At 29.4% G+C, this 17,424-nt stretch carries 15 protein-coding genes; 5 read left to right on the forward strand and 10 right to left on the reverse strand.

The window, feature by feature from the left end:
• The first annotated feature begins 776 nt into the window (after positions 1–776).
• On the forward strand, positions 777–989 hold the full coding sequence (locus C661_RS0109460) for an EscE/YscE/SsaE family type III secretion system needle protein co-chaperone (protein WP_017415076.1): 213 nt from the start codon (positions 777–779) through the stop codon (positions 987–989).
• Positions 990–1,132: 143 nt separating this feature from the next.
• Here the strand turns inward: C661_RS0109460 and C661_RS0109465 are convergent, their stop codons facing one another.
• Positions 1,133–1,315 carry a DUF4177 domain-containing protein gene (locus C661_RS0109465; protein WP_017415077.1) on the reverse strand — a complete coding sequence of 61 codons (183 nt, stop codon included), beginning with the start codon at positions 1,313–1,315 and terminating at the stop codon, positions 1,133–1,135.
• A 243-nt stretch (positions 1,316–1,558) separates the two neighbouring features.
• Here C661_RS0109465 and C661_RS0109470 point away from each other — a divergent pair, with 243 nt between their 5' ends.
• Positions 1,559–2,611, forward strand: coding sequence for a DmpA family aminopeptidase (locus C661_RS0109470; RefSeq protein WP_017415078.1), 1,053 nt, complete (start codon positions 1,559–1,561; stop codon positions 2,609–2,611).
• A 274-nt stretch (positions 2,612–2,885) separates the two neighbouring features.
• Here the strand turns inward: C661_RS0109470 and C661_RS0109475 are convergent, their stop codons facing one another.
• The 3 genes from C661_RS0109475 to C661_RS0109490 form a co-directional block, all read right to left on the reverse strand.
• Positions 2,886–4,292, reverse strand: coding sequence for a L,D-transpeptidase family protein (locus tag C661_RS0109475; protein WP_017415079.1), 1,407 nt, complete (start codon positions 4,290–4,292; stop codon positions 2,886–2,888).
• Positions 4,293–4,639: 347 nt separating this feature from the next.
• A complete protein-coding gene (serS, locus tag C661_RS0109480; RefSeq protein WP_017415080.1) occupies positions 4,640–5,917 on the reverse strand; it encodes a serine--tRNA ligase in 1,278 nt (425 codons plus the stop codon).
• Positions 5,918–6,567: 650 nt separating this feature from the next.
• On the reverse strand, positions 6,568–7,404 hold the full coding sequence (locus tag C661_RS0109490; RefSeq protein ID WP_017415082.1) for a helix-turn-helix domain-containing protein: 837 nt from the start codon (positions 7,402–7,404) through the stop codon (positions 6,568–6,570).
• 158 nt (positions 7,405–7,562) lie between these two features.
• Here C661_RS0109490 and C661_RS0109495 point away from each other — a divergent pair, with 158 nt between their 5' ends.
• Entirely contained in the window at positions 7,563–8,618 is a 1,056-nt protein-coding gene (locus tag C661_RS0109495; RefSeq protein WP_017415083.1) for an FtsZ/tubulin family protein, read from the forward strand.
• Between the two features lie 145 nt (positions 8,619–8,763).
• On the opposite strand, the gene hisS is transcribed toward C661_RS0109495, so the two are convergent.
• Positions 8,764–10,059 (reverse strand): histidine--tRNA ligase, encoded by a 1,296-nt coding sequence (hisS, locus tag C661_RS0109500; RefSeq protein ID WP_017415084.1) that lies wholly within the window; start codon positions 10,057–10,059, stop codon positions 8,764–8,766.
• A 551-nt stretch (positions 10,060–10,610) separates the two neighbouring features.
• Positions 10,611–11,300 (reverse strand): Crp/Fnr family transcriptional regulator, encoded by a 690-nt coding sequence (locus C661_RS0109505; protein ID WP_017415085.1) that lies wholly within the window; start codon positions 11,298–11,300, stop codon positions 10,611–10,613.
• 93 nt (positions 11,301–11,393) lie between these two features.
• On the opposite strand from C661_RS0109505, the gene C661_RS0109510 reads away from it, so the two are divergent.
• Together C661_RS0109510 and C661_RS0109515 are read left to right on the forward strand one after the other, a co-directional pair.
• Positions 11,394–11,717: a DMT family transporter gene (locus C661_RS0109510; RefSeq protein WP_026051002.1), complete on the forward strand. Its 324-nt coding sequence runs from the start codon at positions 11,394–11,396 to the stop codon at positions 11,715–11,717.
• A gap of 31 nt (positions 11,718–11,748) precedes the next feature.
• Entirely contained in the window at positions 11,749–12,441 is a 693-nt protein-coding gene (locus tag C661_RS0109515; protein ID WP_017415087.1) for a YjjG family noncanonical pyrimidine nucleotidase, read from the forward strand.
• A 189-nt stretch (positions 12,442–12,630) separates the two neighbouring features.
• On the opposite strand, the gene C661_RS0109520 is transcribed toward C661_RS0109515, so the two are convergent.
• The 4 genes from C661_RS0109520 to C661_RS0109535 form a co-directional block, all read right to left on the reverse strand.
• Positions 12,631–13,500, reverse strand: a complete 870-nt coding sequence (locus C661_RS0109520) for a methionyl aminopeptidase (protein ID WP_017415088.1) — start codon at positions 13,498–13,500, stop codon at positions 12,631–12,633.
• Positions 13,501–13,521: 21 nt separating this feature from the next.
• The gene (locus C661_RS0109525; protein WP_017415089.1) at positions 13,522–14,202 is read right to left on the reverse strand and encodes a DUF5680 domain-containing protein; all 681 of its coding nucleotides are present in this window, start codon (positions 14,200–14,202) and stop codon (positions 13,522–13,524) included.
• A gap of 267 nt (positions 14,203–14,469) precedes the next feature.
• A complete protein-coding gene (locus tag C661_RS0109530) occupies positions 14,470–16,179 on the reverse strand; it encodes an ATP-binding protein (RefSeq protein ID WP_017415090.1) in 1,710 nt (569 codons plus the stop codon).
• A 13-nt stretch (positions 16,180–16,192) separates the two neighbouring features.
• Entirely contained in the window at positions 16,193–17,347 is a 1,155-nt protein-coding gene (locus tag C661_RS0109535) for a hypothetical protein (RefSeq protein WP_017415091.1), read from the reverse strand.
• Positions 17,348–17,424: the final 77 nt, after the last annotated feature.

Genomic DNA, 17,424 nt, shown 5'->3' on the forward strand with positions numbered 1-17,424 from the left:
TGAAATAAATCAATATATATTGTTCGTTAATTATTTGTTAACTAGGTTGTCTATGTATTTGTACCTTTAATTAAGTACTCACATAAGTAATTCTTATCTTATAGATTTACTACTTGAAACCTTAAAGTATTTTGCTATCCAAGTATTGAAAAACTTAATTTTATTTAAAGCTATGACGTAGTATATCTATATTAGCCAAATTCTTAAGTTCATAGACTTTATAAAAGTTGTTCTTAGATGGTGATTTCAATTTGCATTTTTTCAATTTAAGGTAACTTAGAATATTTCTCCAGCATAAAGCTAATATTGTAACTTATCATGTAAAAATTTTTATTTTCCATTTAATTCTATTTATATTCATTTTCCTACATACATATAACTACTTAAATATACTTTTTAAAGTTTTTGTTAAGACTTCACACTTGATGCAACCTTAGTATTTCTAATTCTTTTAAGGCTATAAACTTTAGGATTCTATGATAATTTATTTTTTTGTTAAGATAGTTTAACCACTGATTAACAAGAGTTCTTTCCACAATTAGTTAGGTTATTTGACAAAATAATTATTAATTCAACATTTTTTTCCTTAACAAATTAAAGTTACCAAGTATTTTTTCAAGTTAAAAACTAATAATAAGATTGTAGTTAATGCTTGCTAAACTTTTTACTTCAGTAAAAACTCTAGGGAGAATTAACATCCATATTATAAGAAATGGATTTAGTAATAATTATTTCACTTCATTTCTTAAATTTAAATTTTTAGGAGGTAGATTCCCATGCAAAACAATCAAGGAAACAACCAAGGAAAAAATGCTAAACAACATGTTCAAGATGTACAAAATCATCTTCAAAGTGCTTCAAGTTGCTTAAACCAAGCTTTACAATCTGTTGAGAAACCAGAAAACAGAGAAAAAATACAAAGCACACTTAGCTCTGTAGAAAATGCAATGCAATCAGTTAATAACACACTTTCTAACTACCAAGAATAATGTAACAAAAATGGAACTAGGTGTATAGCACCTAGTTCCATTTTTATTAGTCTCATTTTGATATGCATCTTTACTTTTTTATGTGTTTTATAATGCACTTACTTTTATGATAATTTTCCAGCTGCCTTTTCCTATATCTTCTTTTACTTTATCTCTCTCTCAAAGATAATTTCAAAGTCCTTGCCTCTTCCTTCTAAGCTATAATATAAAGGTAAAATTTGAATAAGCCTCCACCCTTGCTTTGCAAATTCATTAATGATCTCTTGGTGATTATCTCCTGTAAACATTCCCCCCATAGAACACTTAACATATTTGTACTCATACATAAGAATCTCCCCCTAACACACTTAAGTTAAATTCAACATCTAAAGAATCCTCATTTTTCTAAAGGTGTTGATAATTATATAATATTCATCATAATATTGAAATAACCTTTAAAGTTACTCTTTATCCCAACTAAAATATAGATGTTTAAGTTTTACTCCTGGTTCACTATATATCCACATATCTTAAGTCACTAACCCATGGTACAATATAACTATATTACAGGTATGTTGGGTGGGATTGTTATGAAAAATCAAAAAAGAATTAGAGATTATGGAGTATCAATTGGAAGAATGCTTCCGGGAAAACTAAATTCTATTACAGATGTAGACGGAATAAAAGTTGGCCACATTACTCTAAATAGTGGTGAAATTAAAACTGGGGTAACAGCTTTACTCCCTCATAGTGGCAATCTTTTTAAGGAAAAAGTTATGGCATCTAGTTATGTTATAAATGGTTTTGGAAAATCTATGGGACTGATTCAAATAGATGAATTGGGCACCATTGAAAGTCCTATAGTTTTAACTAATACCTTAAGTATTGGAACTGCTTTTGATGGGGTTTTAGACTATATACTAGAGGAAAATCAGGATATTGGTACTACAACTGGTACTATAAATCCTATTGTTTGTGAATGTAATGATGGTTACTTAAATAGTATAAGAAAAAGAGTAGTTGAAAAATCTCATGTACTAGAAGCTATAAAAAAGGCTGATGTAGAATTTGAAGAGGGTTCGGTAGGTGCTGGTACTGGTATGTGTTGCCTTGGTGTTAAAGGAGGTATTGGAACAGCTTCAAGAGTTATTCCCTTAGATAATAAAAAATATATTCTTGGAAGCCTAGTGTTATCCAATTTTGGTATTGGAGAAGAGCTCTTAATAAACGGAATTAAAGCTGGTGAAAAAATAAAATCTTTACTCTCTAAAAGAAGTGAGGAAGGAGATAAGGGATCTATTATTATGATAATTGCTACTGATATACCCCTTAGTGAAAGACAACTTAAAAGAGTATGCAAACGTGCAGTTGTAGGACTTTCAAGAACAGGTTCCTTCATTGGAAATGGAAGTGGAGATATTGTTATTGGCTTTTCAACCGCTAATAAGGTTAGTCACTATGAAGAAAATGCTATCTGTGACATGAAGATTTTAAGTGATAATAAAATAGATTTAGTTTTCAACGCTGCTGCTGAAAGTATAGAAGAAGCTATTTTGAATTCACTCATTTGTGCTGATACTACCCTTGGTAGAAATGAGCATATGAGATATTCCTTGAAGGAATTTATTGAACACTTAATTTAAGCAAATTCAGTTCCTTACCAATGCATGGTCATATGTTTTTAATAGCTCCCTTTGCTTTACCTAACCCTAAAATGTCTTTTTATAAAATCTATATATAAATCTATAAAACTAAAAAAACAAAGGTTGCGTCAAAGTATTTTGCATAAAAATATACTGACACAACCTCTTATATTAATGATTAAACTTTTTTAATGTTCCTAGAGTTAATCCTGTTTTTTCTATAACTTGCACAGGTAAAACTCCAATAGGCTTTTAGCTATAATAATCTCTTCTATTACTTTAATTTCTCTTCCTCATAGCAAATAATAGGGGTACCTGGTTCTATTTTCTCAAAAATAGTTTTAGCTAAGTATGTGGGAGCATTAACACAGCCATGAGTTCCATTATTTTTATATATTTCCCCACCAAAAGAATATCTCCAACTGGCATCATGTATGCCTATATTCCCATTAAAAGGCATCCAATAGGTGACCTCTGCTTCATAATTTGCTCCCCTCAGAGTAGAGCCCTCTTCCTTATAATTTAGCATATAGATTCCAACACTTGTAGCATTTCCTCTATTAGGATTCCCAGTCACTACAGCACCTTGGGTCACCAGTTTCCCATCTTTATAGAACCATAAGTGCTGCCTTGTTATATTAATTTCTACGTAAGTATTGCCTATATCATTTTCACCTCTAGTTATAGCCCTTTGAGTATATACTGGTTCCCTTTCAACTACATCCCCCTTACTTATATTTTCTAGTAAAGCTTTTGTTTCAGAGGAGGTATTAATTTTCCATCCATAAAATCCACCTTTAACTTCTACGGTTTTTCCTAGGGAAGTCTTTATTTTTCTTACAGTTCCAGCTGTATCATATTTTTTACGAAGCTCTAACACATATTGAAAAACTGCCTTTTTATCGATTACTACATCTAAATTCTCGTCAGTGCTTAACCATTGATTTATTAGACCTTCATCTAAAACCTCACTGTTCTTATCAAATAAATATGTTACCTTTGTCCTTATACACTTATCTAGCAAGTTCTTAGTTTGAAGTGCCTTATCAGCTCCTGCAACATATTTTGGGCTTTCGTAGCATTGATTTTGGTCTAAATCTAACTTTGTTTCTCCTTTTATTATGCTACTTTTTATTACTTCAACTAGCTTATCCTTGATTATTTTATTTCCATAAACCTCTTCAATTACCTCATAAGACCCATTGGAATATTTAAAACTTACATTCCTTGGCTCTATAATATTTCTATTTAAACAGTTTAGTCCGATTATTTTACTTTCTAAATCCTCTGCATTGTAGCTAAACAAATCCTCTACATAGTATTTTTGTTTCTTAAATAAAGAACTTATCCATTTCATAGGTTTTTGTGCTTCATAAACTTTAGAAATGCTATTTTGTTCATTATAAAGCATCCCTATATCTTTTCCTTCTATTTCTTCTATTTCATTATTTCTTTCTATTAATTGCAATTTATAATCTTTAGTATGATTTTTAATTATTCCATTTGCATCGCTATGTGCTTTTAGTGATAATTCTACTCCATTTATTACTGTATTAAAAAAGAAATGCTTAGCAAAATATATGGAAATAAGTATGTATAGTAGCACAATTAAAACTATTGCAATAACAACATTTCCTAATGTTTTACCCTTTAAAAAATTCTTTGCACTAAGATCCTTCATACTGGTTTATACCTTTCACCCAAAATACATTTATTTTAAAATAATAACTATCTAATAATATGCTTATACTTTTAACTTTAAAACTTACGAGAGTATTGTAATATTAAAATTCTTACTTGTACTTGTGAAAACAATTAAACTCTTAAGAAATTTTTCATAAGAGTGAAAGTTATAGCCTTTATAAGCTAATGAATCTCAGTTATTTAAATTTCTTTGGCTAGAAAATAAGAAACTTATCATCTTGATAAACTTTTTATTTCACTAATCCTAACCCCTATGCCTTTCTTTAAAATCATATAAAAATAACCATAGCACAGAAAGTTTTACCTCCTACACTATGGTTTTTCTTATCTTATTGTTGTCATTCCTCCCATATATGGTTGTAATGCAGCTGGAATATTTATTGAACCATCTTCATTTAGGTTGTTCTCTAAAAATGCAATTAGCATCCTCGGTGGCGCTACCACTGTATTATTTAAGGTATGTGCATGGTACTTTCCATTTTCACCTTCTACACGAATTTTAAGACGACGAGCCTGTGCATCTCCTAAGTTAGAACAACTTCCAACCTCAAAGTACTTCTTTTGTCTAGGTGACCATGCTTCCACATCTACTGATTTTGCTTTTAAGTCTGCTAGATCTCCAGAACAACATTCTAAAGTTCTAACTGGTATGTTTAAAGAACGGAATAAATCCACTGTATCCTTCCACATTTTATCATACCACATCATACTTTCTTCAGGCTTACATACAACAATCATCTCTTGTTTCTCGAATTGATGAATTCTATAAACTCCTCTTTCCTCAAGTCCATGGGCACCCTTTTCCTTTCTAAAACAAGGAGAGTAACTAGTCAAGGTTTGTGGCAAAGATCTCTCAGGTAAAATTGTATCAATAAATTTACCTATCATAGAATGCTCACTAGTTCCAATTAAGTATAAATCTTCACCCTCAACCTTATACATCATGGCATCCATTTCTGCAAAACTCATTACTCCAGTTGCAACTTCGCTACGAATCATAAAAGGTGGTATACAGTAAGTAAAACCTCTATCTATCATAAAGTCTCTTGCATAGGAAATAACCCCAGAATGAAGTCTAGCAATGTTACCCATAAAGTAATAAAACCCACTACCTGCAACTTTTCTAGCACTATCTAAATCGATACCCTTTAGCTTCTCCATAATTTCAGTGTGATATGGAATTTCAAAGTCAGGTACAATAGGCTCTCCATAGCGTTGAACTTCTACATTTTCACTATCATCTTTCCCAATTGGTACACTTGGATGAATTATATTTGGAATTGCCATTAAAATATCTTTAACCTTTTTATCTAGTTCATCTTCCTTTACTTCCAGCTCAGCTAAACGCTGGGCATCTGTATTTATCTTCTTTTTCAATTCTTCTGCTTCTTCTCTTTTTCCCTGGGCCATTAATTTACCTATTTCCTTGGAAATTTTATTCCTTCCAGCTCTTAAAGCTTCAGCTTCTTGTTTTGCACTTCTATGCTCAGCATCCAAAGCAATTACCTCATCTACTAAACCCAACTTGTTATGTTGAAATTTGTTTATTATATTTTGCTTAACTATTTCTGGGTTTTCTCTTACAAACCTTAAATCTAACATAAAATTCCCTCCTGATTAAAATTTATTATTATAAAATTATAAAACAAAAAACTCCCGTCCCACATGTAAATGGGACGGAAGTACACCGCGTTGCCACCCAAATTGCTGAAATAATAATTAATCCAGCCACTCGATATAGTAAGATAAAGGTTACTAGCCTTTCGATTCATCACCGGCAGCTCCAAAAGTGGAGAGATTTTACCTTTCATCCATTCACACCACCCATGGACTCTCTGAAAAAAGTTTAAAATCGTAGCTTTCATCATAGCTGCTCTTTTATGTACAATTTTGTTTTAATTATTTAAGCTTATAAATAGTTCTAAGTAACTACATAGCTTATAATTTATTATCCACTATAATATCATATTTTATCATTTATTATAATCTTTTCAAGGCTTTATTTATTTTTTCTTACTACATTAAACTATCTTTATATTATTTACCATGACCTAAGGTTTCTAATCATTTCTCACTGCAAATAAGTTTATGTATAAAAGGAACCTTATTCCTTCATATGAGATGATTATTAGGACTAATCTTATTAATAATTCACTATAAGAACTTTTGATAAAACAAATAAGTAATCTCAGTTTATTAGGTCTTACTTATAACAAAGTAGCTGATATCAAATAAAACTTAAATATATAAGTCTACTTACGTTTAAGTAACTGAGCTAATTTATTGATAAAACTATTATTAGCATTTTCCATAGCTATGTCATATTGAGTATAATAAGCTTCTTGCATAACTCTTTTAAAATCTTTAACTTCTTTTACTAGACGCTCATTATTCGTATTAGCTAATTCATCGAACTTATTAAAGTTATTCTGAAAATCAGTTCTTAACTCATCATTTTTTGCGTCTATTTTTTCAGATATAAACTCAGTAGTATTATTGATAAATTTATTATTTAAACTTATATTAGTTTCATTAACTTCATCAAACTTTTTATTTAGTTTTTCCTTAATTTCATTAGTTAATTCTTCCTTTAACTGCTGAAACCCTTTATTTTGAGTTTCAATAATTGTTGATGTAATTTTTTCTAAATACACCAAATTATCACTTTTTATATCATGGATTAGTTGAGCTTTAAAATCATTAAGTTGAACTTGATTTTCTTTTTTTATTGAGTCAATAAGCTCTTCAACAGACAACAAGTTACTTTCACTCCCCTGAAATTCAACATCATTTAAGGGTAACATATTATAATAATCTTGAATTTCCTTAAGTGACATCCCTTTATTCTTTAACTTTATTAAAAATTCTAATTTATCAACATCCACATTAGTATAACGTAATTCCTTACCAACTATTTCAATTTTTAAAAGATCATCAAATAACTTTGTATAATATTTGATATTACTAATATCCTCATTTAACAAATCAGAAACTTGTTCAATGGAATAGCAAGATATTTCCCCTCTTTTTTTATTCTGAATTTTATGAGTAACATTCTCTACATCTATATACTTAGCGTTATAATCCATATAATTATTCCTCCCCCTTTCTTTTTTCGAGTTAACAAAATTAAACTTAAGTGATAAATGAAATATTGTGGAAAATCACGCAAAAATTATATAAAGTATAATGTTGTTATAATTTTTTTCGATAATACTACTAGATAATATGATAAGGGAGATTAGTTATGGAAAAAGGTAAAATGTTATTAGTTTCATTAGGTCAAGGCGCTGGAAATATAGTAGATGGATTATTAAGTAAAAACCCAAGATACAACGGCTTATTTTTAAATAGTAGCTTGTTTGATATTAAGCCATTAAAAAATGCACACATCGGTAAAAATGTATATATTTATCCAGGAACAGATGGCTCAGGAAGAGATAGAAATAAATCTAAGGACATGATAAAAGATAATGCTAACTCTATAGGGCTATTATTAAGAAAGTATCCTATAACAGAATCAATTGTAATATTTACAACTATGGCTGGGGGAACAGGTTCTGGAGCAATAAAAACCTTTATCCAAATTGCAAAAAAAGCATTACCAAATTCTAAAATTAATGTAGTAGCTATCCTACCTAGCTTAAAAGAGGATGAATTAGCCTTTAAAAACACTCTAGAATGTTGGAACGATATAAATAGTATAATGAATTTAATAAATGATGTTAAATTTGTAGATAATAACAAGCGAAATACATATAAAGAAATAAATAACGAAGTAATTGAGAGTTTAGATTTATCCTATAATATAACAGGTATCCATGCTGATGGTAGCATTGATAATAAGGATTCTTTTAGAATAAATACAGCAGATGGCTCAGGTCTTGTTTTGAAATTATATGATGGCTTGAAGGATGTAAAAACTGCAGTTGATTTAGCCATAAAAAATAGCGTTTTTGTTCAACCAGATGTATATGATTGTGATTACCTAGGTGTTAATTTAAAAATTGATGGTTATGATCCATATGAGGTTTCTAAGTTATTTGAAGTTTATAAAAGTACCTATATGACATACAATGATAAACACAATATAGTAGTTCTTGGTGGATGTGAAACCCCTACTGAATCAATAAAATTAATAAAAATGGCCTTAGATGATAAGAATCAAAGAAAATTGTCAAGAAATAAAAAAAGAAGTGTTATGATTGAATTAGATTCAAATAGTGCAGATGAACTTGAAGAATTAGATGTTTTAAATGATAATGAGCTTAACAATTTATTTGAAGATAATTATACATTTTAAAAATACTCCTATGAAAAAATCATAAATAAAAGTATATCTTAAGTCTTAAATCAATATGCTTATTATTATTTTCAGTTGAAGTAATAATAAGCATATTTTTTGTTAATAGGTTCATCAATAGGTAAAACTAAGGATTCTCTTCATACTATAATTCCTTGTAACTTTTACTAATATCGCTACCAAGCTTCATATTCTTTATCTTAATTTTACCCTTTGCAACTTCTTCTTCGCCAATTAATATAACATTTTCAGCCCCTATCTTATTTGCATAACTCATGGTCTTCTTTAAAGGCGTATTCTCAAAGTATATTACTGCACCATAACCCCTTAATTGTAGGTATTTTAGCACTTCTCCACAATATTCTATTGTTTCTCCTATTGGTACTATTAGATAATCTAGCCTATTTTTCACCTCATATTTATCAATAAAACCAATTTCCTTTAGCACAAAAAATAGTCTGGTTATTCCTATGGAAATCCCAACTCCAGGTAATATATTTTCTGTATAGTTCTCTGCTAAGTTATCATACCTTCCACCAGAGCATATAGAACCATAACTCTCATTTCCTAATAATACTGTTTCAAAAACCGTTCCTGTATAATAATCTAATCCTCTTATAATCCTTAGATTTATTTCAAATTCACTACTATCTACTCCTAGAATTCCTAGCATAAAGTTAACTTTTCCTAACTCTTCTACACCTTCAATAAAATACTGGTTTTTAATATTAAAATTTGTGAGCTCTTCTAATACTTCTTCATTAGTTCCTTTAATGCTTAACAACCTATTTAAATACTCACTTTTTTCATTACCTATAAGAATACTAAGCTCATTAATAAATACTTGTTTTTCTATTTTTTCATATTTATCAATTAATATCATTACCTCAGCTGTACTTTCTATATTTAATTCACTTAATATGCCCCTTAATATTTTTCTATTGCTTATTTGAAATCTATAATTACTTAACCCTATTTCCTTAAATGCCTTAGAGGCTAAACTTATAACCCAAGCATCATTATTTATACTTAAACACCCTTTGCCAATAACATCAATATCACATTGATAAAACTCTCTATATCTTCCCTTTTGATTCCTCTCTCCTCTATATACCTTTCCTATTTGATATCTCTTAAAAGGAAAAACTAACTCATTATAATACTGAGCTACGTACCTCGCAAAGGGAACTGTCAAATCAAATCTTAAAGCTAAATTATTTTTACCCTTTTGAAAACTATACACTTGCTTTTCGGTTTCCCCACCTGTCTTAGCAAGCAAAACCTCTGCCTTTTCTATTATTGGTGTATCTATTGCCATGCACCCATTTCTTTCATATACACCTTTTATCTTATTTACTATATCATCAAATATTGCTTGATCCTTAGGTAATAGCTCCATAAATCCTGGTAATATACTTGGTTTAATAACATTGTTTTTCACTTTAATCACTCCTATAAATATTTTTTAATAATGAACAAGTTCATTTTGTAGGTCAATTTTGGAAGGACATTTTACTAAACAAAATCACCTTTATTACAACAAAGTTTAACTTTTAGCATAAGACTCCCACCTGAAAACTAAGGGAGAATTATCCTTCTAAAACATTTTTAAATACAACAAAAGCCATGTAGGCATATATCCCACATGGCTTAATAAATTACGATTGCACTTAATTTATCATTACCTAGAGATACAAGCCTAATGCTAATAGACTTGTATCTGCTTTTTTACAGATCAAGTCTCTAGTAATGATGATGTATGTTGTTTTGTTTAACAATACTAAGTACTCTCATAACTTTCCTCCTAAAATTATATTACTATTATAATACAACAATCCCTTATAAAGTTCAAATGTATTTCATATCTTTACTTCTTGAAAAATCTAGAAGTTGACAATTTGTTGAAAGGATTGCTTACGCAATTTATTGTACGGTTCATCTTATAAGTTGCAAATAAAGTTTAATAAGCAAACATTTATATAAAATTATAATCTAAAGTGGTTTTATATAAACATTTTTAGACAATTCTCTAAGCTCATCTATATCTAATACATATATTTTTTTATCCTCACATTTTATAATTGATTTTGTTTCCATTTCTTTAAGTGTTCTGTTTAAGTGCCTATATGTTGTACCTAAAAACTGTGCAATATCTAAATATGATGAATTCAAAATTATGCAATCCTTATCTGTTAAATGTTCAATTAAATAACTAGATAATCTGTTAGTAAGTGGGTATATAAAATTATATGAACTATTGTTAATAGTCCCATAAAGCTTTTCACTCAAAGAATCTACTAAATGGTGTAAAAACTTTACATCATTAATGTACTTTTCTCTAAGTATTTCTGAAGGTATCGCTATTAAATAAGTATCTTCTACTGCATCAACATTGCAAAGTATAGGAATATCCTTTAAAAGTTCTAAATCCCCTATGGTATTAAAAGCTGTATAAAATTTTAAAAGCATTGACTTTCCATTTTCAAAAGGATAATAAATTTTAATTTTACCATCTACAAGTAAATAATAATATTTAAGTTCTTCTCCTGCTTCTAGTATATATTCTTCCTTTTCGTAGAAGTAAAGTTGACTCTGTTTTAATATTTCATCATCAAATATCTTATCAATATTATTTTTTTTTATATAATTATTTAAAAGTATATCATCAAAAACTTTTCTCATAACTCCTCCTAACATGACCAATGTCATGTGCAAATTATTATAAATATATTATTTTATTAGTGATGACTTGTAAAGGGGTGAATTAATTTGAGTATGTATGGAAATCTAGCTGTTTTAAACGGTATTCTTCTTGCAATAATGATATTCTTAAATAGTGTTTTATCAAAAAAGATAGGATTATATAATAGTACATTAATTCACCATATATTTGGATTTATACTAATTTTAATAGTATCTACAGTTATACTTCGATTTATTGGTCAAATGCTTACAAGTGCTATTATAGATTATTGGTATTTCAATATCTTTTCTATGGGGAAGGTCATAGGCTGTATTCTTTTTTTAATAGGTATTATACTTAATGCCAAATCTAATGAAAAATATAAACAAAATCAAATTAAATCTCTCAATAATTAAATTATTTATATAAAAGGCTGGAGGATATATTATGAAATATGAAGTGATATTATTTGATGCAGATGATACTTTATTCGATTTTAAAAAGTCTGAAAGAGAGGCTTTTAAGAATACTATACTAGAATTTAATATGGAATATGATGAAAATAACCATTTAAAAACTTACCAAGAAATAAATGCAGTTATATGGAAAGAATTTGAACAAGGACTTATCACACAGGAAAAACTAAAGGTGGAAAGATTTAAAAGACTATCAAATAGATTGCATATAAGTTTTGATGAAAATAACTTTGCAAAGTCATATATGGTACATTTAGCTAATGCATCATTTCTGTATGATGATAGTATAGATCTTATAAAGAATTTAAGTAAATCTTACAAGCTTTCTATAGTAACTAATGGTCTTACCTTTGTTCAGAATGGACGGATTAGAAAGTCCATTATATCAAAATATTTTGCTGATATAGTGATATCTGAAGAAATATTAATATCGAAACCAAACCCTAAAATTTTTCAACATGCTTTAAAAAATATAAATCATATTGATAAAAGCAAAGTATTAATGGTAGGGGATAGCTTAACTTCTGATATACAAGGTGGAATAAACTTTGGCATAGATACATGCTGGTACAACCCTAATAAAATTTCAAATGAAACATCAATAAAACCTACCTATGAAATTTCTAATTTTAATGAACTTAAGTCTTTATTACTTAATTCATAAAAATCCCCATAATTAATATGGTAAAAGGTATATAACTATACTTAGTTCTATACCTTTTATGATATTTGTAGAAATCTCATTCACTTATGGTACGATTCTCTCTATCAGTTACAAGTGCAAATGTTTTTATATTTTTTACTCTGTTAAGCTATACGACATATTGTCATATCTAAAAACATTTTATATACTTTATCTTGAAATTATTTCTACACCATCTTCCGTTACAAGAACTGTATGCTCCCATTGTGCTGAAAGAGAGCCATCCTTTGTAAATGCAGTCCATCCATCATCTTCATCGATAAACACTTCATGACTTCCTGCATTTATCATAGGTTCAATTGTAAAAACCATTCCTGGAACTAAAATCATATCCGTTCCTCTTTTTCCAAAATGATATACAAAGGGCTCTTCGTGAATATCTAATCCAATCCCATGACCTCCAAAATCCCTAACTACTGAATAGCCCTTACTTTGCGCATACTCTTGAATTGCAGCTCCAATATCTCCTAAAAATCCCCACGGCTTAACTTCTTGTATTCCTACTTCTAAACATTCCTTAGAGGTGTTAACTAATTCTTCAGCCTCCTCATTTACCTCTCCAATCATAAACATTCTTGAAGCATCTGAATAATATCCATTAAGCATAGTTGTTGCATCTACATTTATAATATCTCCTCTTTTAAGTACTACATCTTTACTTGGTATTCCATGACATACCTCACTATTTATTGATGTACAAACACTTTTAGGGAATCCATCGTAATTTAGAGTTGCTGGTGTCCCTCCATTAGATACTGTATAGTTATATACTAAATCATCTATTTCTTGTGTTGTCATACCTTCTTTAATATTGTCACTAATTAAATCTAAAACACCATTATTAATCTTAGCACTTTCTCTTATTCCTTCAATTTGCTTTTTAGTCTTTATAAGTTTTCCTGTTGGTACTATGTGTCCTTTTCTTTTTAAGCTTATTAATTTTTCATCAAATCCTAAATGACATGTCTTATATTTCAAACCACTTCCACACCAACAAAGGTCATTTCTATTTAATACCATAATCTTCTCTCCGTTTATCCATTATTTAATTACTCCACCATGAAAAAAACATTCATAAACTTTATTATTATTGAAATAAATTTCCTCATAGCCTTGAAACCACTCAAATTTCCCTTTGATAATGCAATGATATTTATGCTGACCTTTTTCATGTATAATTGGTCCACGATAAGGATTATCTTTAGAAACCAAACTTAATACTTCTTTTAAAAATTTTTCTGAAAATGCCTCATCTAAAACCCTTCCTGCATAATTCATTGACCACAATGGAATATCATTTCTCCATAATGCTTCTTCTCCAGAAAATTGTTTCCCTCCTAAATATGTATCAATATATTTTAATTCACCTTCTACATATTCAAAATCATGAGAATTAGGTCTTGATGCCTTAATTTCCTCACCATTTCCTGCATATGTGGATTTTTTAGCCTTACATAAAAAATCAATTACGTCTCCATTTAAATCATTAACTTTATTGGATACTATATTTAAATGGCTATTTTCTTCATAATCATTAACTAATTTATCAATACTTACATTAAAGAAATCACTTATGGAAATTAACCGTGCAATGTCTGGATAGGACTGACCAACTTCCCACTTGGCAACTGCTTGTCTTGAAATACCTATAATTTCAGCTAATTTCTCTTGTGATAATCCCCTTGCTTTTCTCAATGTTTGCAATTGCTCTTGAAAACTCACTTTTACTCACCTCTAAAATCAGTATACTACCATTTTTGGTATCCTTCTACCAACTGAATATAGCAAAGTTGACAACTATAGGTAGCCTTTAAATAAAAAAATAATAGGTGTAAATTTTATTTTCTAATTACATCTATTATTAATAGCATATTAAATGCCTTCTACAATCATTTGCATTTACTTATGGTACGGTTCACCGTAACAGTACTATTGGAGGTTTTTACAAAATAAAGAGTATATCACTGTTATGACACACCCCTTATTCATCTACTTCCTATACTTTTTTACTATAGCTTCAAAGTCTAAACCTCTCCAAGTCTTTTTCCACTCTTGTAAATAATTAATATCATTTGACTCTGGTTCTGGTGAGCATCTTTCTACCTTTATAATTGATGGCATCACAACTGAATCTCCAATTAGGATAGCCTCACCACTCCCCAGTGATGGCAATGTGTCTGTTACTGTTCCAAGACTATCAGGAAGTAGTCTTTTTACATAGCCCTGGTCTTGAGGATTTGTCAATCTCATAACAACAAAATTACTACACTGTGAGAAAATAGTTTCAGAAATCTCGGAAGGTCTTTGACTTACTATAGCTAAAGTTACCCCATACTTTCTACCTTCTTTAGCTATTCTTTCAATTGAAATTCTTGATGAATTATATTTTGTATCTTTTAACTTTGGTACATATTTATGCGCTTCTTCATATACGAGTAATAACGGAGCAACGCAATCCTTTCCATTAAGTTGCTTCAGGTAATATCCACACTCAAACATTAATCTAGATATTAATGAAACAGTTATGCTTAAAACTTCAAATGGAACTCCACTTAAATCAATAATTGTTACATTACTATTATTTTCAGATTTATATCCAAGAAGTTCAGTTAATACATCACTAAACTTCATATTAATTGCTTCCGCTCCAAAAAGAAATTCTAATCTCTTATCATTAAGCTTGTTTCTAATCCTAGATATAAATTTCTCTAGTGAGCCGTCATTGTAAGTTCCTTTACTAACAGAACCATTCTTCTGTTCATCGAATTCATACTCATTAGTAAAATATGAGTCAAACTTTTCATCGTCATTCTTAAATTCTTTTTTAGCATCTTTAATCATTATTTCATCTGAGTTTTTAGAATTTCTTGTTTCCTTACTAAGATTTATAATGCTTGTTAGTATTTCATGCATAGAAAATGTTACTGGTGTATCAAAAGATACATCTTTTTCACTAGAGTTTTTTATCTGCTTATTTCTTGTTATTACTCTTCTAAGAAGATTCACTTGATTATATGCTTGATTTTCTCCAGTTTCCACAAAAATTTCTTCTAACTCCTCTCCATTCATTAACCAGTAAGGTAAGTGCAAAGTTGATACATCTATATAATTGCAGCTTGGAAAAGCACTTTTATACTCAGAGTGTATATCGAAGATAAAAATATGTGAATTATTCAGACCTTCATAATTACTTTCTTTGGCAACTTTTGCTTCTTGTAATATCTTTGCTACAGTATGTGATTTACCGGAGCCAGTTGAGCCAATTATAGCTATATGCTTATTAAAAAACTTGTCACCATTAACTGGTACTAATATATCTTCATTCTGTAATAATCGTGCAAAATTAAACTTCTTAACCTCTTCAATCTGATTATATATCTTTCGAATTTCTTCTTTTTTAGCTGGTTCAACGCCAGTTGGTGGTATAGCTATATTATTTCCACCCCTCATGAACTTTCCTGTACTATCTAGAAACCCAATTGGAACAGCTTCAAGAATATACCTTTTTTCAGTTCCTGGTTCTACCTGTTCAATGATAAAGTTCTCAATCATTGCTATTATCGCACAGTCCTGTGAGTCAGACACCCTTAAATAAGAACCAACAGCAAATTTTTCTTCCGCCACTTTAAAATCATCAATATTGTTTACCTTGATTCTTATTTTATCTGGCAATACTGAAATAACCTCAGCATTAGGCATTAAAATTCCCCCCTTAGCTAATCATTTTACTAACTTCTGTAATATCATTTATCTGTACCCTTGTTTCCAAAAATGCTGAATTAAATTTTATGGGCTTGTCTACAAACAAGTGGTAATACTCCTTGAAGGTTATTGCAGCTACTACATCTCCAATATTTCCTTCCTTAATTATCTTAACTTTTATACCATTTATATCACCATCATTTTTTAAGTTATTAACTCTGAATCTATCCCCATCAAAATACGTACCATCAGAGAACTTTATTTCATCATCCAACATTTCTCTCTTAACATTATCTAATACTTCATGACCTATCCCCCTAAAACAAATATAGGGCGCTGGTGACTTGTCTTTCTTATAGTACTTATTACTTATATTATCCAATATTTTTCTAACCGTTGTCTCATTATAACTGCCTACACAATCAATTACAAAAAGTCTTTCAAATTTATTTAAATTTGCAGATTTTATAGTGAAGTATTGCTTTTTAACAAGGTCAATATACCTCTCTCTGCCCATAAATATATCATAATACCCATAGAAAATGTTTTTATTGCATTGACTTATGTACTCTTTTAATTGTCTTCCAGTAATATGTCTATCCCCTTCATCAGACTTAATTGCAAGTTCAAATAATTTTTCTCTAATTAATGAATGATATATTATTGCATCATCAATGGTCTTTAAGCCAAAGTATTGCTTAATTTCACCAACCAAGTACTTAAATTGATTTTCAAAGTTTTCTCCAAAACATAAAGTAAAGTTATTAATAAATCCTTCCCTTAAATCTTGAGGAAATCTAACTTGAAGCTCAGCTGTCTTAGTGGTATCCCTATATTTTAAAATTTCATCCAACTGTTCAATCTTCGTAAATTTAAGAACATTTGGCTTCATATCTTTGAAATATCCATACAAGCAAAACTTTCTACTTGAGCCCTTACTGTATAACTCCAAAAGCTGTATTATAGGGTCTCTAACTTTAGAATTTGAAAAATCTGCAGTTTCTTTATGTTTTACCTGGATTATGTGATTTTCATAGTTAATGTCCTGTATCTTTTCGATACATACTACTGTATTCTCATTATTTTTTATCAATTCAATCATTGTTTTATCGAATTGATATAGAAATCCTTTAATAGCATAATATCCCCCATCATCTCGACACATTTCATGTTACCTCTCTCTTCATTATCCATTATATTCTACTATTTACCATTATATCTCAAATATTAACACATTTTAGG

Source organism: Clostridium tunisiense TJ (assembly GCF_000300195.1).
GTDB classification, from domain to species: Bacteria; Bacillota; Clostridia; order Clostridiales; family Clostridiaceae; genus Clostridium_J; species Clostridium_J tunisiense.